The sequence below is a fragment of the Streptomyces sp. NPDC037288 genome (assembly GCF_055603265.1).
In genome coordinates this window covers 65843-90300 of record NZ_JBVJVY010000035.1, presented here as the reverse complement: position 1 = coordinate 90300, position 24458 = coordinate 65843, and the positions used below count along the sequence as shown (strand labels likewise).

Sequence of the window (24458 nt, the reverse complement as noted above, 5' to 3'; positions counted from 1 at the left end):
AAGCACAGCACCAGCATCTTCACCAAGCTGGAACTCGCCCCCTCCGACGACGACAACCGCCGCGTGCTGGCCGTGCTCGCCTACCTCATGTCCGCACCACGTGACGGCCGCATCCCACCGAACCACTGAGCCGATCAAGACCGAAGCATTGCCGGCCCGGGCAGGCGGCCCAAGCGCCGGGCGTAGCCCGGTGCTGCCCAGAAACCCGGTGCTGCCCACAACCCCAGGGAGGGTCCGTGACGACCACGCCGTTCAGGAACCGAGAAGGAATGACGCGCCGCCGCATGCTCGGAGCCGCGCTGGCGGTCGCGGCCGCCGTGCCGATGGGCGTCGCACGCCCGGCGTGGGCGGCTTCGACCGCCCCGGGCCCGGTCCAGCTCACCCTGCCCGTGCCCACCGGACCGTACCCGGTGGGCACGGTGCCCCTGCACCTCGTCGACACGTCACGTCCCGACCCCGTGGCCGGCCCCGGGCGTCCCCGCGAGCTAATGGCCAGCGTCTGGTACCCCGCACGCAGGGCCGAGGACCTGCCGCGCGCCCCCTGGATGTCCGAGGGCGCGTTGCGGGCGTTCCTGGTGGATGTCGGCTTCCCCCTCGACCCCGCCCTCGGCCCGCTCACCGTCGGGCACGTGGGCGCGCCCGTGCACCGCACGGGCCAGCGCCTGCCCGTCATCGTGTACTCGCACGGCTCGGGCAGCCACCGCGGCGACCACACCATCACGGTCCAGGAACTCGCAAGCCACGGCTACGTCGTGGTCACCGTCGACCACACCCACGACACGTTCACCGAGTTCCCCGACGGCCGGGTGGTCACCCCGGACGATTTCCCGATGTACCCGAGGGACTTCGCCGCGGATCTCCGGTTCCTGCTCGACTGCGTGGAGGGGCTCGCCGCCGGGCGCAATCCCGACGTCGACGGCAAGCCACTTCCCCAGGGTCTGCTCGGCGCCCTCGACCCGCAGTGCATCGGCGCGTTCGGCTGGTCGAAGGGCGGCAGCGCCACAGCGCTCACCATGCTCGCCGACCGGCGAGTCCGCGCCGGGCTCAGCATCGACGGCCCGATGCAGCCGACCATCACCGCCGATCTGGACCGGCCATTCATGATGATGACCGCCGTGTTCACCCGGGCCGCCATGCCGGACGTCGAGGAGTTCTGGACGCATCTTCGCGGCTGGCGGCTCGACATCCAGGCCGACGGGGCCACCCACAACTCATACGGCGACAACGCGACGCTGATCCCGCAAGCGGGCAAGATCCGAGGGATGACCGACCAGCAGATCCAGGACTGGATCGGCACCCTCGACCCGGCCCGGGCCGTACGGATCCAGCAGGCGTACCCGCTCGCGTTCTTCGACCTGCACCTGCGGCACCGGGGACAGGGGCACCTGCTCGACGGCCCGTGCCCGGCCTTCCCGGAGGTGAAGTTCATCCCATGAAGCGGCGGCCGCGTCACTCCCAGTCCGCTCGCCACCATGACAACCGTCTCCTGTTGTCACGGACTCCGCCTCGGCGTTTGTGCGCGGTCGGGTCCTGCTTTGGGACGGGTATGTGCACTGGTTAAACCCACGGTCTGCGTGAGCGATGCGTGAGCGGATGGTGCGGCACGAGTCGTCACGAGCCGCACCGCGCATCACAGCGCACATACTCTGGCCAGGCAAAACCGGATCGATCATGATCACGGGTCATCACCCGTCATGATCTTGCAGGCCCTCGTAATGCATAGGTCTCGGGTTCGAATCCCGAAAGCGGCTCGGCAAAAGGCCAGGTCACATAACCCGTGACTTGGCCTTTTTAGTTGTCCGCCGCGACCCTCGACGAACTGGCCCGGCCGGCGCCGAGGGCGATGCCGGACAGCCGGGGGAGGCGCACCCCGTTCGGGCGAGGGGCTGGGCGCGTCGAGCCCGTGGAGCGAACGTGCGGATGAATCCGGAGCAAAAGGGCCGCAAAGTGAATCGGGGTCGGGTGAACCCGCGGACCTGAGGCAACATCTTGGTGAACGGCGGACACCGCGCGCTCAGGGGGCGGTGCCGCCGTCGGCCGGATGGGGTGAATGACGTGGTGGAGCCGAGGATCGCCGTCGCCGTGGTGACCATGGGCAACCGGCCCGCCGAGGTCGACGCCCTGCTGGAGTCCGTGGCCAAGCAGGACCTCGCCCCCGCCCGCATCGTCGTCGTCGGCAACGGCTGCCGGCTGCCCGAGTTCGCCCGCCGGCTCTCCCTGCCCGGCGAGGTCACCACCGTCGACGTGGAGGAGAACCTCGGCTGTCCGGGCGGCCGGAACGTCGCCCTCGCACGGCTGCGGGAGTACGGCGACGTCGACGTCGTCGTGGAACTGGACGACGACGGGCTGCTCGTCGACGCCGACGTGCTGCGACGCGTACGGGACCTGTACGCGGCCGACCCGCGCCTCGGCATCGTCGGCTTCCGCATCGCCGACGAGCACGGCGAGACCCAGCAGCGGCACGTGCCCCGCGTGGGCAAGTCGGATCCGATGCGCGGCGGTTACGTCACCGGCTTCCTCGGCGGCGGACACGCCCTGCGGATGGCGATGCTGGCCGAGACCGGGGACTGGCCCGCCGAGTTCTTCTTCGCGCACGAGGAGACCGACCTCGCCTGGCGCGCCGCCGACGCCGGCTGGAAGATCCTCTACGCTCCCGAACTGCTGCTGCAGCACCCCAAGACCTCACCGGCCCGGCACGCCATCTACTACCGCGTCAACGCCCGCAACCGCGTCTGGCTCGTCCGGCGCCGGCTGCCGTTGCCGCTGGTTCCCGTGCACCTCGGAGTGTGGACCCTGCTCACGCTGGCCCGCACCCGCTCCCCGGCCGGGCTGAAGGCATGGTTCGCCGGTTTCGTGGAAGGGCTCCGGGAACCGGCCGGCGAGCGCCGCCCCATGCGCTGGCGGACGGTGTGGCGGCTGACCCGGCTGGGGCGCCCGCCGGTGGTGTGAGGGGCGGCCCGTCAGGGAACCGGGGTGTGAGGCCCCGCCGGTGGCTGGTCGACGCGAACGGGGTGTGGATCAGAGAACGGGACGGGGCCCCGGGCGTTCACCTCCGCCGACCGGGGCCCCTTGCGTCCCCGGATCCAGCCTGCGGCGACACTCCCCCGAGTTACGCGACATACGCGCGCGCCGTGTGGCCAGATCCGATGGAGATGATCACATCAGGATTCGCCAACGGATCGCTAACATATGGCCAACGGTTCGCCGGCGGGTCGAGGACCCGTTGGCTGGAACTTGCCGACGGTATCCGGAAACAGGCCGTCGGACAGGCCGATCCGGGGCCGGACCGGCGACAGAAGGTGGCGGGAAACCGTTGTGGACAGGGTGGATTTCCGCCAAGGATCGGCGGGCGTACGCTCGCCGCGGAGCACGGTCGGTCCCGACCGCGCGGGAAGGCAGTGGAGCGGCGTGATGCGGCGGTACGGGCTGCGGTTCGGACTGCTGGGACCGCCGGTCCTGTACGACCGACCACCATTCGGAATCTCGACCGAGCCCCCCGGCGACGGTCCCGAGGGCCCTGCCGCCGACGGCACCCCTCACGGCAAGTCCACCACCGACGGCCCTGACGCCTCCGACGACCCCGACGGGCCCGCCGTCCGCGGCACCCCCGGCGGCGCCGCTTCCCTCGAGCCCGGCCCCGACACCCCCGACAACCTCGTCCGTGCCATCGGCAGCCCCAAAGTGCGCGTGCTGCTGGCCGCGTTGCTGCTGGAGCCGGGCCGGGTCGTGTCGGTGGAGTCGCTGAAGGACGCCCTGTGGGGCGGCGCGCCGCCGGTCTCCGCGCAGGCGTCCCTGCACAACCACGTGACCCGGCTGCGCCGGCTCCTGGACGACCCCGACCGGCTCAGGGCCGTACCGCCGGGATACGTACTGCGCGTCGACCAGGGCGAGTTGGACGTGCACGTCTTCGACGCCCGGGTCGCCGAGGCGAGGGCCGCGCACACCCGGCGGGACTGGCCGGGTGTCGTACGGGCCTGCACGTCCGGACTCGCGCTCTGGCGCGGCGCCCCGCTCAGCGGGCTCCCCGCCGACCTCGGCGGATACGCCCTCGTGCAGCGCCTGGAGGAGGCCCGGCTGCTCCTGCTGGAGTGGCGCTACGACGCCGAACTCGCCTTCGGCGGCACACGGTTGGCCGGTATCGTCCCCGAGCTGGCGGCGCTGGTCGCCGAGCACCCGCTGCGCGAGGCGTACCACCGTCAGCTCATGCTCGCCCTGCACCGCACCGGCCGTCAGGCCGAGGCGCTCGCCGTCCACCGTGACCTGCGCGCCCGCCTGGTCGAGGACCTCGGCATCGAACCCGGTCCGGCGGTCCGCGAGGCGCATGTCGAGGTGTTGCGGGGGTGCGGCGAGGTGCAGCGGCGTGCGGACGAGGAGCCCGACGCCCGCCGGCCGGGCATGGCGGGCGATGTCCGTCAACCGCGCCAGGACGACCGTCACATGGACGCCGACGCCGAGCAGGAGGGCGCGACGCCGGTCCCGCGCCCGGGCGGTGCACGGGAGGTCCGGCAGACCCCGCGACCGGCACAACTGCCGGCCCCACCGGCACAGTTCACCGGCCGTGCCGAGATCCGCCGCGAGCTGTGGCACGCGCTCACCGAGCCGCCCGCTCCGGCTCCCGCCATCGCCGTGATCAGCGGCATGGCGGGCGTCGGCAAGAGCGCGCTCGCCCTGGATGTCGCGCATGGGCTGCGGGAGCGATTCCCCGATGGGCAGCTGTACGTCAACCTGCACGGCGCCACCCCCGGCATGACCCCGCTCCCCTCCGCACAGGCGCTCGCCGCGCTGCTCCGGGACCTGGGCGTCGAGCCCCGCGGCATCCCCGAACACCCGGACGCGGCAGCGGCCCTGCTCCGCTCGCTGCTCGCCCCGGCCCGCATCCTGCTGGTGCTGGACGACGCGGCGAGCGCGGCTCAGGTACGGCCCCTGCTGCCGGCCGGGCCGGGCTGTGCGGTGATCGTCACCAGCCGCTCGCCGCTGACCGCCCTCGACGGCGCCCGGCGCTTCCCGCTCGCCCCGCTGACCGGTGAGGACAGCGCGGCGCTGCTCCGCGCCGTGAGCGGACGCGAGGGGCTGGACGCCGGTCATGCACTGGTCGAGCTGACCGGCCGACTCCCGCTGGCGCTGCGCGTCGTCGCCGCCCGGCTCGCCGCCCGTCGCGCCCTGACCCCGGATGCGCTGGCCGGCCAACTCGCCGAGACCGGCGGGCGGTTGCGGCACCTGGAGTACGACGACCTCAGCGTCCGGCGCTCCCTGGCCGTCGCCCACGACGCGCTCGCCGCCGCCGAGCGCGAGGCCGACCGGGACGCGGCCGACGCCCTGCGCCACATCGGCGTGCTCGACCTGCCGACCTACGGCGCCCCGCTGATCGCCCGCCTCGCCGGTACCGACGAGCGCCGCGCCGAGGCGGCCCTCGACCGCCTGGTCGACGTCGCCCTGCTGGAGGAGACGGCCTATGGCCGCTACGCCCCGCACGACCTGGTCCGCGACTTCGCCCGCGAACTGGCCGACACGGGGACGGGCATGACAAAGGGCATGGGGAAGGGCGCAGGGACGGATCCCGGGAAGGGCACCGGCACGAGGGTCCCCGGTGCCCCGTCCGGCACCGAGTCGGGGCACGACGGCCGCGGCCCGCACCGGGACACCGCCGGCCCGGCCGATGCCGCCACGTCCGGCTCCCTCCCGGCCCCCGACCCGGACCTGACCGCCCTGCGCTGGTACGCCGCCGTGGCCGAGCGGCTGCTGCAGGCGATCGCGGAGCCCGGGCTCGACCAGGACGACCGGCGCCGGCCGACCTCCGCGCAGCCGCCGGAACACGCCACGGACCTGGCCGGGCTGGCCCCCTTCGAGTCCGCCGAACACGCCTTCGCCTGGGGCGAGGTGGAGCTGGAGAACGTCGTCGCGCTGGTGTCTCGGAACGCCGACACGCCCGACGCGGACCGGGCCGCCCCTCTCTCCGTGCTGGCACGGCTGCTCTTCCCGTATGTCCAGCGCGGCGGACGGGTCGCCGAGATGGAGGTGCTGGGGCGGGCCGCGCTCGGGGCGGCGCGGCGGCTCGGGGACGCGGCGGCGGAGGCGTACGCGCTGGGCGACCTGGCGGGCCTGCACTTCCTGGCCGGCCGGCAGAAGGACGCCCTCGCCCTCACCGACCAGTCCCTGGAGATCTGGCGGCGGCTCGGAGTGGCCTCCCGGATCCGGCGCTGCCTGAACAACCGCGGGCTGCTGCTGGAGGGGCTCGGGCGGTTCGCGGAGTCCGGGGAGGCGCTGCGGCAGAGCCTCGCGTACTGCCGGCAGCTGAACGACCCCTACGGGGAGGCCGTCACCCACAGCCACCTCGGCAACCTCTACGAGCACACCGACCCGCGCGCCGCCATCGAGCAGCACCGGCGCTCGCTGGCGATCGGGGACGCGATCGGCGCGGTCATCGTGCAGCACTCGGCGCACTGCAACATCGGCTACGCCCATCTCGCCCTGGACGAACCGGCCGCCGCCGCAGGGCACTTCGAGGAGAGCCTGCGCATCCTCGGCGGTCACGGCGACTGGCACGGCGAGTCCCAGACCCGGCTGGGGCTGGTCCGCGCGCTGCGGCAGCTGGGGGAGACCGAGCGGGCGGGCCACGAGTGCGCCGAGCTCCTCAGCCGGGCCGACGCCCGCGCCGACCGCTACATGGGCGGCCTGGCCCGGCACCAGCAGGGGCTGCTGCTGCGCGCGCGGGGGCGCCGCCCGGAGGCGCACGACGCCTGGCACGCGGCACTCGCGGCCCTGGACGGCACGGACGAGCAGGCGGTCGTGACGGAGCTGCGAGAACTTCTCGCGGAGTGACCGGAGAGCTGGTGAAAAGCTGTCGCGGAGCGACCGAAGTGCGCTGGACCAGCGCTCACTTGGCGTCCGCATAGCACTCCACCACCGCCGTCGTGAACGGGAACCGCACCGGTGTCTCGCCGAAGGTCAGCCGGCCGGCGAGGTCGGCGGCGGCGCGGATGGCCCGGACGACCGTGTCGGCCTCGTCGGCGGGGCAGTGCACGATCACCTCGTCGTGCTGGAAGAAGACCAGCTCGGCCTTGAGGTCCGCGCAGGCTCGCCGGAGCGCGGCGAGCATCAGCAGGGCCCAGTCGGCGGCGCTGCCCTGGACGACGAAGTTCCGCGCGAAGCGGCCCCGCGCGCGGGAGTTGGTGGAGGCGTACCCCGGGACCCAGGCGGTCTGGCCGTCGGCCTGCGGCTCGGCGTCGTCCTCGCCGACGGGGATACCGGCCTCCTCCGCCGCGTCCCCGCCGGACCCGGCGGCCGGCGGGCAGGTGCGGCCCAGCCAGGTGCGCACCAGCCGGCCCTCCTCGCCGGCGCGGGCCGCCTCGTCGACGTAGGCGACGGCCTTCGGGAAGCGGCGGCGGAGCGCGGCCAGGTTCTTCAGGCCGTCGCCCGAGGTCTGGCCGTAGACCGCGCCGAGTACGGCGATCTTGGCCTGGTCGCGGTCGCCGGAGAAGGCGCGGTCGGACACGGACTGGTAGAGGTCGCTCTCGCGGCCGGCGACCTCCATCAGCCCGGGGTCGCGGGAGATCGCGGCGAGCACGCGCGGTTCCATCTGGTCGGCGTCGGCCACCACCAGCCGCCAGCCGGGGTCGGCGACCACGGCCCGGCGGATCACCTTGGGGATCTGCAGTCCGCCCCCGCCATTCGTCACCCAGCGTCCGGTGACCGTGCCGCCGGCGAGGAACTCGGGGCGGAAACGGCCCTCGCGCACCCAGTCCTGCAGCCAGGACCAGCCGTGCGCCACCCAGATGCGGTACAGCTTCTTGTACTCCAGCAGGGGTTCCACGGCCGGGTGGTCGACGGACTGGATCTCCCAGCGGCGGGTCGAGCGCACCTTGATCCCGGCCTGCGTGAACGCCTTGACGACGTCCGCGGGCAGGTCGGGGCGGACCCGGCGGCCGAACGCGGCGGACACCTCGTCGGCCAGCTCGGCGAGGCGGCGCGGCTCGCCGCCGCCCGCGTACCGCTCGCCCAGCAGTTCGTGCAGCAGTCCGCGGTGGACCTCGGCGCTCCATGGGAGGCCCGCGTGGTTCATCTCGGCGGCCACCAGCATGCCGGCCGACTCGGCGGCCGTCAGCAGGCGCATCCGGTCGGGGTGGGCGGTTTGTTCGTGCCGCCTCAGCTGGTCGGCGTAGACCGCGAGGAGGTCGGTCAGGGGCAGCCGGGTGCCTGTGGACTCGAACAGCGGCGGCTGCGCGCCCGGTTCGGCCGGGCGCTGGGGCGGGTCGGGCGGCACGGGGCCGCCCCGGAGGCGGGCCAGGGCGGCGGCGGCCGAGCGTGGCTCGCCGTACCGGCCCTCGTGGCCCAGCAGGAGTGTCTCGGCGTCCTCGATGTCGTAGCACCGCTCCACTCGCACCCCCGTGGCGAGCAGACGCGGGTAGACCTCGGGGGTGGACCGCCACACCCAGCGCGTCACCTCCGGGCGGCTCCGCACCGCCCCGGCGGGATCGCTCTCCCGCCGCACCGGCCCGGCGGGCAGCCCGTCCGGGCCGAGGGGGGCGACGTCCACGCCTCCGTCCTCGGCCGGTGCGAGTGCCCACCGGTCGGTCATGAGGGCGAGTCTGGCAGGCGGTACTGACAATGGTCCTGACCTGCGGTTTCAATCCTCCTTGCGCTCCGGGGCGGGTTCCTGGCGCTTCTCTGTCAGCAGTGCCAGCACCGAGCCGAGGTACTCCTCGGCCGCCGCCTTGGTGATGCCGAGGCCGCTGAGGACGCCCCGGCCGTTCTCGTGTTCCAGCAGGGCCAGCAGGATGTGCTCGGTGCCGATGTAGTTGTGGCCGAGCCGGAGGGCCTCGCGGAAGGTGAGCTCCAGGACCTTCCTGGCGTCGGCGCCGAAGGGGACGAGGTCGGGGACCTCGTCCGCGGCGGGCGGGAGCGCGGCGGTCGCGGCCTGGCGTACGGCGTCCAGGAGGACGCCCTGCTCGGTGATCGCCTTCGCGGCCAGCCCCTCCGGTTCGGTCAGCAGCCCGAGGACCAGGTGCTCGGGGCGGCCCTCGGGGTTGCGGGCGGCCAGTGCCTCGTGGTGCGAGGCCATGACGACGTTGCGCGCCCGCGAGGTGTAGCGGCTGAAGTCGGCCGCGTCGAGGTCGGCGGACTCCTTCGGCACGAACCGCTTCTGCGCCGCCTGCCGGGTCACGCCCATGCTCCTGCCGATCTCGGTCCAGGAGGCGCCGGAGCGGCGGGCCTGGTCGACGAAGTGGCCGATCAGATGGTCGGCCACGTCGCCGAGGTGATCGGCGGCGATCACCGCGTCCTGGAGCTGCTCGAGGGGTTCGGTGTGGGCTTTCTTGATGACCTCGATGAGGTCGTCGAGGCGTACGGATGCCGTGGTGTCCGAATGGGTGGCCATGTGTCAACCGTAGGTTGCACCCCCAGGAGTGTCAACCGTCGGTTGACGGTATGTCGGCCCCGGCCGTATCGGCGACTACCGTGGTCCGGGCCGCCCGCACCCCTCAGGCACCGGTGGCCCCGACCCGCACGCACCGGTGGCCCCGACCGCTCCCCTGTGCCCGAAACCCTTCCCCCATCCACAGCCTGTGGACAACGCTCGGCCCGGTGTCGGCGGGGCATGGCACGATCGGCGATGTGACCAGCACTGCCAGCACCGTCGAGCGGGCTTTCCGGGCCGCCCTCTACGACGACACCGACACCGGCCTCGACACCGGCGCCTCCCTGCTCGCCGCCGACCCCGCCGCGGACACCGAACTCGCGCGCCGCGGCGAGGAGTTCGTCGCGACGGCCTGGCGGCGCGGCTGGCAGCCCGCCGACGTCGTACGACTGGTGCGGCGCGAGCTGGCGGACGCGCATGTGCGCCGGGCCGCCGCGCTGATCCGCGCGCAGGCCGGGCAGGACCGCCCGCGCGGGCGCCGCTGGGCCGCTCAGCTGGCGGACCTGCCCGAGGATCCCGCCCGCGAGACCGACCGCTTCGCGCAGGCCACGACCGCACTGGAGCTGTACCGCCTGTTGCTGCGCCTGCCCGCCCTGCAGCCCCTGGAGGAGGAGTCCCGCCCTGCCCCCGGCCCGGCCGCCTCCCGCCTGCTCAGCCGTATCCGCGCGCTGCTCGCCAAGGCCGAGGCGACCGGGTATCCGGAGGAGGCGGAGGCGCTCAGCGCCAAGGCGCAGGAGCTGATGGCGCGACACAGCGTCGACGAGGCGCTGCTCGCGGCGGGGGCACCCGCGCCGGACGCGCCCGGTGCCTGCCGGATCGGCGTCGAGCCGCCGTACGAACAGGCCAAGGCGATCCTGCTCGACGCCGTGGCCGGCGCGAACAACTGCCGCGCGGTGTGGAACGAGCCGCTGGGCTTCTCCACGGTCGTCGGCTTCGAGGCGGACCTGGAGGCCGTCGAGCTGCTCTACACCTCGCTGCTGGTGCAGGCCACGCACGCGATGACGAAGGCGGAGGCCGCGCAGCGAGCCGGGGGACGGAAGCGGACCAAGACCTTCCGGCAGTCGTTCCTGGCCGCCTACGCCCATCGCGTCGGCGACCGGCTCGTGGCCGCCGCCGGGACCCAGGTCACCCAGGACCTGCTGCCGGTCCTGGCCACCAGGGAGCTGGCCGTCACCGACCGGCTGGAGCGGATGTTCCCCGAGACCACCACGACCCGGCTGCGCGGGGTGAGCGACGCGGCCGGGTGGACGGAGGGCGCGCGGGCGGCGGACCGGGCCCAGGTCAGAACCCGCCCCCGACTGGAGTGACACCCCGCCAGGGCTGGAGCGGCACTCAGTCGCCGACCTGCTGGAACGCGCTCACGGAGGCGTCCGGACCGCTCCCGCCGGCCTGGGCCGCGACGGGGCCGTAGGACCAGGGGAAGCTGCGGGCGGTGGGGGAGCCCGGCAGGCTGATGGTCACGGTCTTCGCGTCCACACCGGTCTTGCCCCCCGCGTCGCCGCGCACATAGCTGATGGTGAAGGTCGCCGAGTCGCCCTTGGCGAGCTTGAGCTTCTGGGCCTTCGCGCCCTTGAGGGCCGGCACGCTGGTCTTGGCGCTGCCGGCGTTCAGGACGACGCCCGCGAAGCGGTCCAGGGTGCAGGGCTTGCTCTGGTTGGTGATGCTGACGGGAATCTCGCCCGTGTCACCGGCCTTCGGCGCGACGCTCGCCGACCCGATCTGCACGGAGACCCCGCCGATCTCGCAGGCCGAGCTGTTCTTGCTCTCGCTCTTGCTCGCACCGCCGCCGCAGGCGGTGAGCAGCAGGGCGGCGGCGAGGGCCGTGACGGTGAGCGGAATGGCGCGCATGAGCAGGTCCCATCGAGGTCGTGACGGTGCCCCTGCATCATGGCGCCTGTGCGCCGCACCCGCTCCCACACCCCCTCGGAATCACCACTTCAGGTGGCAGGCCCCGCCGGAGTCACTTCTTCACCCGGGTGGGCAGTGCCGACGGAAGCTTGCCGCCGTCCGCCTTGGTGTACGTCTCCTGGCCGGTCTTGCCCGACCAGGTCACCGTCATGCCCTTGGCGTCCACCGAGTCGACCATGCCGGTGACCCGGTCCTTGTCGCCGTCGGGGCAGGTCAGATGGATCATCTGCATCCCCGCCTCCGCGCCCGCGGCCCCCTGGCACCACGCCTTGCGGCCGGTCACGAACAGCCCGGCCTTCTTCCCGGTGATCACCAGAGCCACGATCTTGCCCCCGCTCGTGGTGATCCAGCTGCCCTGGAGTTTGCCGGAGGCGCCGGTCACGGCCGGGGAGCCCGAGCCGCCGGTGGGGGTCGCGGTCGCGCTCGTCGGCGCCGGGGAGGCGCTCTTGCCGCCCCCGCCCCCGCCCCCGCTGCACGCGGTCAACGCGGCGAGCGCACCCACCAGCCCCGCGGTCACGGTCGCGGTCCGCACCCTTGCCGTCGCGTTCCTTGCCGTCGCGCTCCTTGCTGTCGCAGAAGTCACCGGAAAGCTCCCAAGCTGTAGCGGCCGGCCGCCCTCGGCCGGACGGCCCGCAGCAAGCTACCAGCAGTTACCGGGAGGACTTCCGGACGCCGGGCAGGAATCCGTTGTGAGCCTGCTCGCGCAGGTTCACCCGGCACAGCATGCCCGACGATCACCCCTCATGAGCACCGCACCCGGCGACGACGCGGACGACCTGACCACCGTCCGCGTCGACCGGTTCTTCCCGCACCCGCCCGCCAAGGTCTGGCGCGCCCTGACCGACCCCGGCCTGCTCGCCCGCTGGCAGATGCCCGGCGCCGAGGACTTCCGGCTGGAGGTCGGCCACCGGTACCGGATGACCTCCGTCCCGCGTCCCAACGCCCGCTTCTCCGGGGTGGTGGAGGAGTGTGTCCTGGCCTACGCCATCGAGCGGATGCTGTCCGTCCGCTGGACCGACGCCGATCCGGCCAGTCCTGCGGACTGGACCATCACCTGGACCCTGGAACAGGAAGGGCGCGGTACACGTCTCTTCCTAGTGCACGAGGGTTTCGATCCGGACGACCCGGGTCAGCTGATGGCGCGGAAGATCATGGACGGGGGATGGCGTGGGCATGCCCTGCCCGCACTGGGGCAGACGCTGGACCAGCTTCGGTAAAGCGGACGTCAAACCTGTAACCACGGGAACACCGCGCGTGCACGTGCATTTGCTCATGCACCTGCACATGAACGGGTTATGATCCGGGTCAGTTGACCACAGCATCTATGGCCACACCAGCCAGTGCACCACCGGGGAGCGACCTGTGGACCGCGACGTTGACGGCGTGTACGGGGGGTACGACGTGTACAACGGTATGGCTGCCGAGCAGTTGGTCGGCGTGGCCTGGCAGAAGAGCAGGTACAGCAACTCGCAGGGCTCGTGTGTGGAGTTCGCACGGCTGCCGGGCGGCGAGGTCGCCGTACGCAACTCGCGTTTCCCCGACGGCCCGGCGCTCGTCTACACGCGCGCGGAGATCGAGGCCATGCTGCTCGGCATCAAGGACGGCGAGTTCGACCATCTGATCGTGAGCTGACGCCCGGGGCGTGCCGGTGGCGACGATGTCGGAGTGACGCGCGTAGAAACCGTACGTCCGTCGGTGCGCCGCAGCGTCAGCCGGCCGGGCGGAGCCGGAACAGCGCCCAGACGACCTTGCCGTGCAGGGTGCCGGCGAGGGGGTGCCAGCCCCAGCTGTCGGCGAAGGAGTCGACCAGGAACAGCCCGCGCCCGGACTCGGCGGAGAAGTCGTCCGAGTCGCGCGGGACCGGCGTCTCGTGGCTCGGGTCGCGCACCGCGCACACCAGCCGCTCGCTCCAGTGCAACAGGTGCAGCCGGACGGGCGGGGCGTGTTCGGGGCATCCCGCGTCCCCCGGGAGGGCGTGCCGCAGAGCGTTGGTGACGAGTTCGGAGACGACGAGGCATATGTCGTCGAAGCGGTCGTCGGCGTCCCACTGGTCGAGGGTGGTCCGGGTGAAGCGCCGGGCCTCGCGCACCGCCTCGTACCGGGCGGGCAGGGCGCAGGAGGCGGCATCGGACACGGCCGCGGGATCCAGCGGCGGAAGGCCCTGCCGTAACGGCTTGAGCATGGTCGATCCATTCGTCCCCATGCGAGGCACTCCCGAGAGTTCGCGGTCGTAGCGATGCAGCGGTGGCGCGGCACCATGGTTTCGGATGCGCACAGCAGATGCAAGGGCAGATGCACGTGCACGCGACCGAAATGGCACTGCCCGTACCGCTTCTTGGCCATTTTTTCCGCCATCTTCTCGGCAATCGCCGCCAGTGGTCCTGACCTCTTCAATGGAACCGCCAGTCGGAAACGGCCCGCGTCTTTCCGTTTCCGTAACCGGACGAGTACTGCTCGAAGTGTTTTAGTGGCAGACTGCGGGCCCTGAAGACGGTTGGGGAGGCTGACGAACGTGAGCGCGGGAGAGCCCGGATCGGTGGTGCGGCGGATGCTGCTCGGTTCGCAACTCAGGCGACTGCGTGAAGCTCGGGGGATCACGCGCGAGAAGGCGGGGTACTCCATCCGCGCCTCCGAGTCGAAGATCAGCCGGATGGAGCTGGGCCGGGTGAGCTTCAAGACCCGGGACGTGGAGGACCTGCTGACGCTGTACGGCATCACGGACGAGGCCGAACGCGAGTCACTGCTCTCCCTCGCCCGCGAGGCCAACGTGGCCGGCTGGTGGCACAGTTACACCGACGTCCTGCCCAGCTGGTTCCCCACCTATGTGGGCCTGGAGGGCGCCGCGTCCCTCATCCGCGTCTACGAGGTGCAGTTCGTCCACGGCCTGCTGCAGACCGAGGAGTACGCCCGCGCCGTGGTCCGGCGCGGCATGCAGGGCGCGAGCCCGGCGGACGTCGACCGCAGGGTCACCCTGCGCATGGAGCGGCAGAAGCACCTGCTGGCGGACAACGCCCCCGAGTTCCACATCGTCCTGGACGAGGCCGCCCTGCGCCGCCCCTACGGCGACCGCCAGGTCATGCGCGGCCAGCTGCAGCACCTCATCGACCTCTCCGAGCGGCCCAACGTACGGCTGCAGGTCATGCCGTTCAGCTTCGGCGGGCACTCCGGCGAGAGCGGTGCCTTCACCATCCTCAGCTTCCCCGACGCCGACCTGTCCGACGTCGTCTACGTGGAGCAGCTGACCAGCGCCCTCTACCTGGACAAGCGCGAGGACGTCGCCCAGTACGAGCAGGCGCTCAAGGAGCTGCAGCAGGACAGCCCGGGACCGGACGAGAGCCGGGATCTTCTCCGAGGCCTCCTCCAACTCTCGTGACACGTAAGTACGATGACATGCGATCAGACCTTGACCAGGATCTGCGTCCGCTAGTGATTGAGGGATCACATGTCGTCCTGCTTCACCGACCTGGCCCAGCAGTACATCGATGGTGAGTGGCGTCCGGGCACCGGCTCCTGGGACGTGATCGACTTCAACCCGTACGACGACGAGAAGCTGGCCTCGATCACCGTGGCCACCGTCGACGAGGTGGACCAGGCCTACCGGGCCGCCGCCCGCACCCAGAAGCAGTGGGCCGCGACCAACCCCTACGCCCGCCGCGCGGTCCTGGAGCGGGCGCTCAGACTCATAGAGGACCGCGAGCAGGAGATAGCCGACCTGATCATCGCGGAACTGGGCGGCACGCGCGTGAAGGCCGGTTTCGAGCTGCACCTCGCCAAGGAGTTCCTGCGCGAGTCGGTCCACCTGGCGCTGCGCCCCGAGGGCAAGATCCTGCCCTCCCCGGTCGACGGCAAGGAGAACCGCGTCTACCGGGTCCCGGTCGGGGTGGTCGGCGTGATCAGCCCGTTCAACTTCCCCTTCCTGCTGTCGCTGAAGTCGGTCGCCCCGGCGCTCGCGCTCGGCAACGGCGTGGTCCTCAAGCCGCACCAGAACACCCCGATCGCGGGCGGCACCCTGATCGCGAAGATCTTCGAGGAGGCCGGGCTGCCCGGCGGCCTGCTCAACGTCGTCGTCACCGACATCGCCGAGATCGGCGACGCGTTCATCGAGCACCCGGTCCCGAAGGTCATCTCCTTCACCGGCTCCGACAAGGTCGGCCGGCACGTGGCCACCGTCTGCGCCGCGAACTTCAAGCGCTCGGTGCTCGAACTGGGCGGCAACAGCGCGCTGGTGGTCCTGGAGGACGCCGACGTCGACTACGCGGTGGACGCGGCGGTCTTCAGCCGCTTCGTGCACCAGGGCCAGGTCTGCATGGCCGCGAACCGCGTGCTCGTGGACCGCTCGATCGCCGGTGATTTCACCGAGAAGTTCGTCGCCAAGGTGAGGTCGCTGAAGGTCGGCGACCCGCGCGACCCGCAGACCGTCATCGGCCCGGTGATCAACTCCCAGCAGGCGAACGCCGTTTCCGGCGCCGTCGAGCAGGCGGTCGCCGAGGGCGCCACCGCCCTCGTCCGGGGCGGCACGTCGGGCAACCTGGTCGAGCCCAGCGTGCTCACCGACGTCCCCGCAGACTCGGCGCTGCTGCGGCAGGAGATCTTCGGCCCGGTCGTCTTCCTCATCCCGTTCGACGGCGAGGAGGAGGCGCTCCGCATCGTCAACGACACCCCGTACGGCCTCAGCGGCGCCGTCCACACCGGTGACATCGAGCGGGGCGTCGCCTTCGCCAAGCAGATCGACACCGGCATGTTCCACGTGAACGACGGCACGGTCCACGACGAGCCCATCGTGCCGTTCGGCGGCGAGAAGCACTCCGGCATCGGCCGCCTGAACGGCGAGACGACGCTGGAGGCGTTCACGACCGTCAAGTGGATCTCGGTGCAGCACGGCCGCAGCGCGTTCCCGTTCTGACGAGTGCTGACGAGTGCTGACGAGTTCCGGCGCGTTCCGGACCGGCGGACCCTTGCGGACAGAACCTGACCGCAAGGGTCCGTAACGTCATCGGTGTCAGGGCGAGAGCCTCGGTGAACCGATGAAGGGCGGCCGTCATGGTCAAGCACGTGCCTGCGGAGGCGAAGGGTGACGAGCGAGGAGCGCTGCTGGCGTTCATCGATGAACAGCGCGGCGGGATCCGCCGGGCCCTGCTCGGCCTGACCGAGGAACAGGCCCGCACCCGCCCCAGTGCCAGCGAGCTGTCCCTGGGCGGGCTGCTCAAGCACGTCGCCGAGACCGAGCAGAGCTGGGTCGCACGGGCCAGGCAGGAGCCCCCGGCGGTCCACCGTGACGAGTCGAACTGGCACGAGTGCTTCGAGCTGGCCGAAGGCGAGACGGTCGCCGGGCAGCTGGCGTACTGGGAGGAGATCGCCGCCGAGACGGAGAAGCTGATCCGCTCGGCGCCCAGCCTGGACGACACCTTCCCGCTGCCGCCCGACCCCTGGTTCCCGCCGCAGGCCCGGGTCTCGCTGCGCTGGCTCTGTCTGCAGCTGATCCGCGAGACGGCCCGGCACGCCGGTCACGCCGACATCATCCGGGAGTCCCTGGACGGGAGGACCGCCTTCGAGCTGGTGGCCCAGGAGGCCCGGGAGCAGGGCGGCTCCTGGGGGTGATCGCCGGGTCCTAACCTGGACGCCATGTCAGCGATCCGTCTTCTCGTGCTGGGCGCGGTCCGCCAGCACGGGCGGGCCCACGGCTACCAGGTCCGCAACGACCTGGAGTACTGGGGCGCGCACGAGTGGTCCCACGCCAAACCGGGCTCGATCTACCACGCCCTGAAGCAGATGGCCAAGCAAGGGCTCCTGCACGCGCACGAGATCGCCCCGTCCACGGCCGGCGGACCGCCCCGCACCGAGTACGAGCTGACCGGCCAGGGCACCGAGGAGTACTTCACCCTGCTGCGCGACGCGCTGGTCACCTATGACCAGCGCGTCGACGTGAAAGCGGCGGCGATCGGCTTCATGGTCGACCTGCCGAGGTCCGAGGCGGTGGCACTGCTGGAGGAGCGCACCCGCCGGATCGAGGCCTGGCGCTCCTCGGTCACCGAGCACTACGTGCCCGAGGACGGGCCGGGGCGGCTCGGCCACATCGGCGAGATCATGAACATGTGGGTGCACACGGCCGACTCGGAAGCCGAGTGGACCCGTGGTCTCGTCGCGCGCATCGAGAGCGGCGCCTACACCTTCGCCGGCGAGGGCGAACCGTTCGTCGGCGTGCTCGCCGAGGACGAGGAGAACCCGTACGCGACGGGGGAGCGGCATCCGGAGGACGACCGCTGACCGGGGTCGGCGACTAAACATGGTCCAGGCGGTGCAGGTCCTCGTCCGGCCGGCCGTCCTGTGGCCCCTCGCCCTGCTGGCGGTGTTCTTCCCGCCGGCGGTACGGAGGTTCGCCCGTCCGGGGCGGTAGCCCTAGTGGTGGAAGCCGGTGGCCGCCTGCTTGTCCCGGGTGAGCGGACGCGGCTGCCGGCGCAGCTCGGGCAGCAGGCGGGTCAGGTCGTCCATGAACAGGTCGGCCAGGTCGTGCGAGAAGCCGTTGCGGCACACGATGCGCAGGGCGGAGAGGTCCTCGCGGTGCGGCGGGAAGGTGTACGCGGGCACCAGCCAGCCGCTCTCGCGCAGCCGCCGGGAGAGGTCGAAGACGTCGTACGCCGTGACGTCGTCGGCCGTCGTCAGCGCGAACACCGGCAGCTCGTCGCCGTGCGTGAGCAGCCGGAAGTCGCCGAGCGCCGCGATCTTGCCGGCGAGCGAGGTCGCCACGTCACGCGTCGACTGCTGCACCGCGCGGTAGCCCTCGCGGCCCAGGCGCAGGAACGTGTAGTACTGCGCCACCACCTGGGCGCCGGGCCGGGAGAAGTTGAGCGCGAAGGTCGGCATGTCGCCGCCCAGGTAGTTGACCCGGAAGACCAGTTCCTCGGGCAGCGCCTCCCGGTCCCGCCACAGCGCCCAGCCGACCCCCGGGTACACGAGCCCGTACTTGTGCCCCGAGGTGTTGATCGAGGCCACGCGCGGCAGCCGGAAGTCCCACACCAGATCCGGGTCCAGGAAGGGCGCCACCATGCCGCCGGACGCGCCGTCCACATGCACCGGGACGTCCAGCCCCGTCCGCTCCTGCAGGGCGTCCAGGGCCGCGCACAGCTCGGCGATCGGCTCGTAGGATCCGTCGAACGTCGAGCCGAGGATGCCGACCACCCCGATGGTGTTCTCGTCGCACAGCTCGACGGCGGCCTGCGGGTCCAGATGGAACCGGTCGCCCTCCATGGGCACCAGCCGCGCCTCCACCTCCCAGAAGTTGCAGAACTTCTCCCAGCACACCTGGACGTTGACGCCCATGACCAGGTTGGGCCGCGCGCCGCCCGGATAACGGTCGGCGTTGCGCCTCGTCCAGCGCCGCTTCAGCGCCATCCCGGCGAGCATGCACGCCTCGCTCGACCCGGTCGTCGAACAGCCCACCGCCGCCGACGGGTCCGGCGCGTTCCACAGGTCGGCGAGCATCGCCACACAGCGCCGCTCCAGCTCGGCCGTGCGCGGGTACTCGTCCTTGTCGATCATGTTCTTGTCCCGGCACTCCGCCATCAGCACCCCGGCCTGCGGCTCCATCCAGGTGGTGACGAACGTGGCCAGGTTCAGCCGGGAGTTGCCGTCCAGCATCAGCTCGTCGTGCACCAGCTGGTATGCCGTGGACGGGGCCAGCGGGGTGTCCGGGAGCCGGTGTGTGGGCGGGGCCTCGGCCATGCCGCCGACCGGATTGGCCTCCCCGAAGAACGGGTTGACCGACACCGTGCGCTCCTCGTGCTTGCCGGGTCCTTTGTGCAGGGCCATGAACGTGCCTCCAGTGAAGGTTGTTTCAGCGGACCGGTGTGCCGTCCTCGCGCAACTGCATCTGCGGGCGCCCCGTCACCAGCAGCCACGCCGGCAGGGACGCGAAGCACAGCAGGGCCAGGACGCCGGGTGAGGCGACCAGGGCGGCGGCGGTGAACAGGCTCACCCAGCCATGCCGGGTGACCGCGAGGAGCATGCCCAGGACGGCCGACGCGACGCCTACCGCCGGATGCACGGCCGGAACGAGCGCGTGGGCGCACAGGCCCAGGGCGGTACCGACGAAGACCGACGGGAAGATACGGCCGCCCCGGAACCCGCAGGACGCGGCGACCAGCAGGGCGGCCAGCTTGACCACCGCCACCACGGCCAACTGCCCCGCCGACCGGCCCGCCGGGTCACGGACCAGCTCCTCGGCCTGTGACAACCCCTTGAACAGGGTCACAGGGCCACCCAGGGCCCCGAGGGCGGCCAGCACGACCCCGCCGGCCGGAAGCATCAGCATCGGGTGCCGCAGCCGCAGGAAAGCCCCGTGGACGTACGGGAAGGCGTACACGGCGGACATGCCGAGCAGCGCGGCCGCCGGGGCGATCACCAGGGCCGCCAGGATGTCCTTCGCGTTCGGCGGCCCGATGGGCGCAAGCCCGAGGTCGAGGGACGGATGGGACACCAGCGTGGTCGTGACGGCCCCGCACGCGCCCGCGGTCAGCGGAGCGAACACGTTGTCCCACAGCCGACCGCGCATCGGGCGCCCGGCCAGCGCCTCCGAGATGACCAGCGCCGCCGCCACCGGCGTGCCGAACAGCGCGCCGATCGTGGCCGACTCGGCCAGCACCGGCCACAGGCCGCCCGGCGTCCGGGGCAGCAGGCGTGCGCCGAGCCAGGCCGCGAGACCCACGTTCACGGCGATGATCGGGTTCTCCGGGCCGAGGCTCGGGCCGCCGGCCAGCATCAGCCCGGTCGCCAGCACCAGGCCGGGCAGCACGACCGGCGCCATGACGGGGGCGTTCAGGCCGACGGTCGCCGGATCCGGCCCGGCATGGCCCGGCACCTTCCAGACCACCAGCCCGACGGCGATCCCGGTCGCCACGAGCATGACGGACATCCACAGCACCGAGTACCGCCCCACCCCGAGCGCGGCCGGCAACGGCCCCCACAGGACGTGCTGGAGCTGCTCCGCCGCCGAGCTGACCCCGACGAAGACCAGGCTCGCGGCCACGCCGACGACCACGGCGGGCAGGATGAAGGGCAGCAGAGCCCGTGCCGGGGCCGCGGGAGCGGTCGAGAGCGCCTGCGGCGCGCCGGTTTCCTGGGCCACGGGCTCACCATAAGCGGACGAAATGCGCACAACATCCTGAACGGCTCGAATGGCAACCGGCTTGCACCTCACGTGACGTGAGGCCTCAGCGTGGACGTCGTACCGACGACAAGGAGCGGAAAAGTGAGCTACTCCGTGGGACAGGTCGCGGGGTTCGCCGGGGTCACGGTGCGCACCCTGCACCACTACGACGAGATCGGCCTGCTCGTCCCCAGCGAGCGCACGTACGCCGGTCACCGGCGCTACAACGACGCCGACCTCGACCGGCTCCAGCAGATCCTGTTCTACCGGGAGCTCGGCTTCCCGCTCGACGAGGTCGCGGCCCTGCTCGACGACCCGGATGTGGACCCGCGCGCACACCTGCGCCGCCAGCACGAACTGCTGACCGCCCGGATCGAGAAGCTGCAGAAGATGGCCGCGGCCGTGGAGCACGCCATGGAGGCACGCAAAATGGGGATCAACCTGACGCCGCAGGAGCGGTTCGAGGTCTTCGGGGACAAGGACCCGTTCAACGAGGGGTACACCGAGGAGGCCGAGCAGCGCTGGGGCGACACCGAGGCGTGGGCCGAGTCCCAGCGCCGCGCCGCCCGCTACACCAAGGAGGACTGGAAGCGGATCAAGGCCGAGGTCGACGACTGGAGCGAGCGGTACGCCGCCCTGGTGGCCGCCGGGGAGGACCCGTCCGGCGAGGCGGCCATGGACATGGCCGAGGAGCACCGCGAGCACATGAACAGGTGGTTCTTCGAGGTCGCCTACGAGATGCACCGGTGCTTCGCGGAGATGTACGTCTCCGACGAGCGCTTCAAGGCGTACTACGACTCCATGGGGCCGGGCTTCGCCGTGCACCTGCGCGAGGCGATCCTCGCCAACGCCGACCGGCACACCGCCTCCTGAGCGGTCCTGGTCCGGGAGTGCGCGGGTTCACTCCCGGGCCAGGACCACCGCCGTGCCGTAGGCGCACACCTCGGTGCCGACGTCCGCGGCCTCGGTCACGTCGAACCGGAACGCCAGCACTCCGTTGGCGCCACGCGCGCGTGCCTGCTCCACCAGGCGTTCCATGGCCTGGTTGCGGGTCTGCACGAGCGTCTTGGTGAGCCCCTTCAGCTCGCCGCCGATCATCGACTTCAGCCCGGCGCCGATCTGGCTGCCGATGTGCCGCGACCGCACGGTGAGCCCGAACACCTCGCCGATCACCTGCTGCACCCGGTATCCGGGCACGTCGTTCGAGGTCACGACCAGCACGTCCGACTGGGGCGTCTGGCCGCCGCCGTAGTCATCGAGTCCCATGAGTCACAGCTTTCTCCCGGTCATCCCACAGCGCATCCCGGGGGCACCGGTGGAACCTGGGGCGGTCACATCACGTTGATAGCTTTGTGCGGCCGTACCCGGATGCCGTAGCCGCCCTGACCCCCTGGAGCCCGGACCCGTGATGACACTCGCCCTCGGCCCGAGCTGGCTCGATCCCAACTATCTGCTCGACACCTACGGCATCTGGGGCCTGCTGCTCGTCGTCTTCGCCGAGTCCGGCCTGCTCATCGGCTTCTTCCTGCCGGGTGACTCGCTGCTGTTCACGTGCGGCCTGCTGATCACGTCGCACCAGCTGGACTTCCCGCTGTGGGGTGCGGTCGGCCTCATCTGCCTCGCCGCGATACTCGGCGACCAGGCGGGCTACATGTTCGGCAAAAAGGTCGGCCCGTCCCTGTTCAACCGCCCCGACTCGCGCCTGTTCAAGCAGGAGAACGTCACCAAGGCGCACGAGTTCTTCGAGAAGTACGGTCCGAAGTCCCTGGTCCTGGCCCGCTTCGTGCCCATCGTGCGCACGTTCACGCCGATCATCGCCGGCGTCAGCGGCATGAAGTACCGCTCGTTCCTGATCTTCAACGTCATCGGCGGCGTCCTGTGGGGCGCGGGCGTCACCCTGCTCGGCTCCTGGCTCGGCAACGTCGACCTCGTCAAGAACAACATCGAGGCGATCCTGATCCTGATCGTCCTCGTCTCCGTGATCCCGGTCGCCATCGAGGTCCTCCGCGCCCGCGGCAAGCAGAAGAAGGCTCCGCGGCCGACACCGGGGCCGTCCCGCCCGGCTCCCCCGGTGATGGACACCGAGACCACCCAGCTGCGCCGCATCGAGCCGGACCAGCCGTACGAGTACCAGCAGCAGGAGCAGCAGTACTGGAACCAGGGCGGCTACGACAACCAGTACGACCAGCACTACGACCAGCAGCAGTACCCGCAGCAGCAGCACCCGCAGCAGTCCTACGGGGAGCAGCAGCAGTACGACCAGCACCAGTACCCGTACGACTACAACCAGGGCAACTACCGCGCCCCGTAGACCTCAGAATCCCCTGGTCCTCTTGGCGGCCCGGCGTTTCCCGGCGGAGCCGATCCTCAGGAACAGCCGGAAGATCTCCGACCCCAGATTGACCCCGATGGCGATGGCGATGGCCAGCGACGCCGCGTTGGCCAGCGACACCAACCCCTTGTCCACCTCGTTCTGGGCCATGTTCAGCAGCCCGAAGTAGGTGGCCGAACCGGGCAGCAGCGGCCCGATCGCCGCCGTCGTGTACGGCAGGGCCGACGCGAACCGGTACCGCGAAAGCAACTGCCCGAACAGCCCGACCAGCCCCGCCGCAACGGCCGTGGACGCCACCGGCGAGATGTCGGCGACGTAGTGCATCGCGCCGTACACCGACCACGCGACACCCCCGTTGAGCGTCACCCACATCACGGTCGAACGTTCCTGCTGCAGCAGCACCGCGAACGTCAGCGACAGCAGCATGGACGCGGCGATCTGCACCAGCGGCCGTTCGTTGATGATGAGCGCCGCGTCCGGGTTCAGCTTGCCGCCGACCTTCACGCCGAAGTACAGGACGACCAGCACGCCGGTGACGATCCCGACGAAGAAGTACATGACCTCCAGCAGACGCGCGGAGGCGGTGATGTAGAAGCCCGTCAGGCCGTCCTGCACACCCGCCACCAGCGCCCGCCCGGGCAGCAGCGCGAACAGTCCACCGGTGACGACGGCGGACGCCTTCACGTCGACGTGCGCCAGCGCGAAGGCCACCCCGATCGCCGCGGGCGGCATCGCGGCCACCGTGAACTGGTAGAACTCCGGCAGCCCGCGCCCCGCGCACAGCCAGGCCAGCCGGTCGCCCAGCATCGCGCCGACGGCCGCCGCGACGAACACGATCAGATCACCGCCGACCAGGACGGAGGCGGCTCCGGCGAGCAGCCCGCTGGCCAGGGTCAGCGCCCAGCCGGGGAAGGGGTGCCGGTTGCGGCGGATCTCCGCCAGCCGCCGGTAGGCCTCCTCCAGGGAGACATGGGTCTCCGGGTCGGTCAGGTCGTCCACCAGCCGGAACACGGCCGCGAGCCGCGTGTAGTCGGTGCCCCGCCGCCGTACCGTCCGCGACGCCGTCACCGGGTCCTCCACCAGCGACGGCTGGTGCGAGATCGACAGCAGCGTGAAGGTGACGTTCGGCTCGCAGCGGTCCAGGCCGTAGGAGCGGCACACCGCGAACATCGCGGCCTCCACGTCCTCCGCGCCCTCGCCGCCGGCCAGCAGCAGCTCGCCGATGCGCAGGGTCAGGTCGAGCACACGGGGTACGGCCGGGACGCCCTCCTCCTCGCGCTGCACCGGCTCCGGCGCGGGCCGCTCGGCCACCGGCATGCGCAGCATCGTGCGCATCCGGTCCTGCCAGGGGGCGTCCTTGACCAGGCTGACCAGCGGCACCCCGGTGGCCGGGGTGAACGCCACAGGGGCGTCCTTGGCGCTGTAGGTGCGCGGCAAGCTGAACGCCGACCCCTCCGGCTCGGGGCTCGGCGGCTGCGGAGCCCCCAGCCCCTTCGGCACGGCGAACTCGGACGTGGTCTCCGGCTCACCGGCGCCCTCGGGGACCTCGATGCCCTCCGGAATGGCGAACTCGGACGTGATCTCCGGGTCGTACCGCGCCTCGTCCGACCGGGGCTTGCGGTCCTCCGCCTCCGTCACCTCGCACCGCTCCCTGAACGACACCT

At 71.7% G+C, this 24458-nt stretch carries 22 protein-coding genes; 12 read left to right on the top strand and 10 right to left on the bottom strand.

From position 1 onward, the window contains the following. Positions 1-236: 236 nt before the first annotated feature. The 3 genes from ACZ7GZ_RS31395 (at position 237) to ACZ7GZ_RS31385 (ending at position 6819) form a co-directional block, all read left to right on the top strand. Entirely contained in the window at positions 237-1436 is a 1200-nt protein-coding gene (locus ACZ7GZ_RS31395; protein ID WP_471029299.1) for an alpha/beta hydrolase family protein, read from the top strand. A 619-nt stretch (positions 1437-2055) separates the two neighbouring features. Then, positions 2056-2949: a glycosyltransferase family 2 protein gene (locus tag ACZ7GZ_RS31390; protein ID WP_471029298.1), complete on the top strand. Its 894-nt coding sequence runs from the start codon at positions 2056-2058 to the stop codon at positions 2947-2949. A 462-nt stretch (positions 2950-3411) separates the two neighbouring features. Continuing rightward, on the top strand, positions 3412-6819 hold the full coding sequence (locus tag ACZ7GZ_RS31385; protein WP_471029296.1) for an AfsR/SARP family transcriptional regulator: 3408 nt from the start codon (positions 3412-3414) through the stop codon (positions 6817-6819). A gap of 55 nt (positions 6820-6874) precedes the next feature. On the opposite strand, the gene ACZ7GZ_RS31380 is transcribed toward ACZ7GZ_RS31385, so the two are convergent. Next, positions 6875-8575: a bifunctional 3'-5' exonuclease/DNA polymerase gene (locus ACZ7GZ_RS31380; protein WP_471029295.1), complete on the bottom strand. Its 1701-nt coding sequence runs from the start codon at positions 8573-8575 to the stop codon at positions 6875-6877. A gap of 48 nt (positions 8576-8623) precedes the next feature. Beyond that, on the bottom strand, positions 8624-9373 hold the full coding sequence (locus ACZ7GZ_RS31375; protein ID WP_471029294.1) for a Clp protease N-terminal domain-containing protein: 750 nt from the start codon (positions 9371-9373) through the stop codon (positions 8624-8626). 236 nt (positions 9374-9609) lie between these two features. Between ACZ7GZ_RS31375 and ACZ7GZ_RS31370 the strand changes: the two genes are divergently transcribed. Further along, positions 9610-10719, top strand: a complete 1110-nt coding sequence (locus ACZ7GZ_RS31370; RefSeq protein WP_471029292.1) for a DUF2786 domain-containing protein — start codon at positions 9610-9612, stop codon at positions 10717-10719. A gap of 25 nt (positions 10720-10744) precedes the next feature. Here ACZ7GZ_RS31370 and ACZ7GZ_RS31365 read toward each other — a convergent pair whose 3' ends face one another. The 3 genes from ACZ7GZ_RS31365 to ACZ7GZ_RS31355 form a co-directional block, all read right to left on the bottom strand. Then, on the bottom strand, positions 10745-11260 hold the full coding sequence (locus ACZ7GZ_RS31365) for a DUF4232 domain-containing protein (protein WP_471029291.1): 516 nt from the start codon (positions 11258-11260) through the stop codon (positions 10745-10747). 112 nt (positions 11261-11372) lie between these two features. Further along, entirely contained in the window at positions 11373-11852 is a 480-nt protein-coding gene (locus tag ACZ7GZ_RS31360) for a hypothetical protein (protein WP_471029289.1), read from the bottom strand. A 118-nt stretch (positions 11853-11970) separates the two neighbouring features. Beyond that, entirely contained in the window at positions 11971-12045 is a 75-nt protein-coding gene (locus ACZ7GZ_RS31355; protein ID WP_471029313.1) for a hypothetical protein, read from the bottom strand. Between the two features lie 18 nt (positions 12046-12063). Between ACZ7GZ_RS31355 and ACZ7GZ_RS31350 the strand changes: the two genes are divergently transcribed. Together ACZ7GZ_RS31350 and ACZ7GZ_RS31345 are read left to right on the top strand one after the other, a co-directional pair. Next, on the top strand, positions 12064-12537 hold the full coding sequence (locus tag ACZ7GZ_RS31350) for an SRPBCC family protein (RefSeq protein WP_471029286.1): 474 nt from the start codon (positions 12064-12066) through the stop codon (positions 12535-12537). Positions 12538-12682: 145 nt separating this feature from the next. Beyond that, the gene (locus ACZ7GZ_RS31345; protein WP_471029285.1) at positions 12683-12952 is read left to right on the top strand and encodes a DUF397 domain-containing protein; all 270 of its coding nucleotides are present in this window, start codon (positions 12683-12685) and stop codon (positions 12950-12952) included. A 76-nt stretch (positions 12953-13028) separates the two neighbouring features. On the opposite strand, the gene ACZ7GZ_RS31340 is transcribed toward ACZ7GZ_RS31345, so the two are convergent. Beyond that, positions 13029-13523 carry an ATP-binding protein gene (locus ACZ7GZ_RS31340; protein ID WP_471029282.1) on the bottom strand — a complete coding sequence of 165 codons (495 nt, stop codon included), beginning with the start codon at positions 13521-13523 and terminating at the stop codon, positions 13029-13031. A 345-nt stretch (positions 13524-13868) separates the two neighbouring features. On the opposite strand from ACZ7GZ_RS31340, the gene ACZ7GZ_RS31335 reads away from it, so the two are divergent. The 4 genes from ACZ7GZ_RS31335 to ACZ7GZ_RS31320 all read left to right on the top strand — a co-directional run bounded on the left by ACZ7GZ_RS31335 (position 13869) and on the right by ACZ7GZ_RS31320 (position 17584). Then, complete coding sequence (locus tag ACZ7GZ_RS31335) at positions 13869-14693, top strand: helix-turn-helix domain-containing protein (protein WP_471029312.1); 825 nt, start codon at positions 13869-13871, stop codon at positions 14691-14693. 69 nt (positions 14694-14762) lie between these two features. Beyond that, the gene (locus ACZ7GZ_RS31330; RefSeq protein WP_471029280.1) at positions 14763-16223 is read left to right on the top strand and encodes an aldehyde dehydrogenase family protein; all 1461 of its coding nucleotides are present in this window, start codon (positions 14763-14765) and stop codon (positions 16221-16223) included. Between the two features lie 137 nt (positions 16224-16360). After that, entirely contained in the window at positions 16361-16918 is a 558-nt protein-coding gene (locus ACZ7GZ_RS31325; protein WP_471029279.1) for a DinB family protein, read from the top strand. 24 nt (positions 16919-16942) lie between these two features. Continuing rightward, positions 16943-17584, top strand: a complete 642-nt coding sequence (locus ACZ7GZ_RS31320; RefSeq protein ID WP_471029278.1) for a PadR family transcriptional regulator — start codon at positions 16943-16945, stop codon at positions 17582-17584. Positions 17585-17716: 132 nt separating this feature from the next. Here ACZ7GZ_RS31320 and ACZ7GZ_RS31315 read toward each other — a convergent pair whose 3' ends face one another. Further along, positions 17717-19126 carry a glutamate decarboxylase gene (locus ACZ7GZ_RS31315; protein WP_471029276.1) on the bottom strand — a complete coding sequence of 470 codons (1410 nt, stop codon included), beginning with the start codon at positions 19124-19126 and terminating at the stop codon, positions 17717-17719. Positions 19127-19151: 25 nt separating this feature from the next. Next, complete coding sequence (locus ACZ7GZ_RS31310) at positions 19152-20441, bottom strand: ion channel protein (RefSeq protein WP_471029274.1); 1290 nt, start codon at positions 20439-20441, stop codon at positions 19152-19154. 123 nt (positions 20442-20564) lie between these two features. Between ACZ7GZ_RS31310 and ACZ7GZ_RS31305 the strand changes: the two genes are divergently transcribed. Further along, positions 20565-21335 (top strand): MerR family transcriptional regulator, encoded by a 771-nt coding sequence (locus ACZ7GZ_RS31305; RefSeq protein WP_471029273.1) that lies wholly within the window; start codon positions 20565-20567, stop codon positions 21333-21335. Positions 21336-21362: 27 nt separating this feature from the next. Here the strand turns inward: ACZ7GZ_RS31305 and ACZ7GZ_RS31300 are convergent, their stop codons facing one another. Next, a complete protein-coding gene (locus ACZ7GZ_RS31300) occupies positions 21363-21728 on the bottom strand; it encodes a YbjQ family protein (protein ID WP_471029272.1) in 366 nt (121 codons plus the stop codon). 139 nt (positions 21729-21867) lie between these two features. Here ACZ7GZ_RS31300 and ACZ7GZ_RS31295 point away from each other — a divergent pair, with 139 nt between their 5' ends. Then, on the top strand, positions 21868-22773 hold the full coding sequence (locus tag ACZ7GZ_RS31295; protein ID WP_471029271.1) for a DedA family protein: 906 nt from the start codon (positions 21868-21870) through the stop codon (positions 22771-22773). A 3-nt stretch (positions 22774-22776) separates the two neighbouring features. On the opposite strand, the gene ACZ7GZ_RS31290 is transcribed toward ACZ7GZ_RS31295, so the two are convergent. Then, positions 22777-24432, bottom strand: coding sequence for a threonine/serine exporter family protein (locus ACZ7GZ_RS31290; protein WP_471029270.1), 1656 nt, complete (start codon positions 24430-24432; stop codon positions 22777-22779). Positions 24433-24458 lie beyond the last annotated feature (26 nt).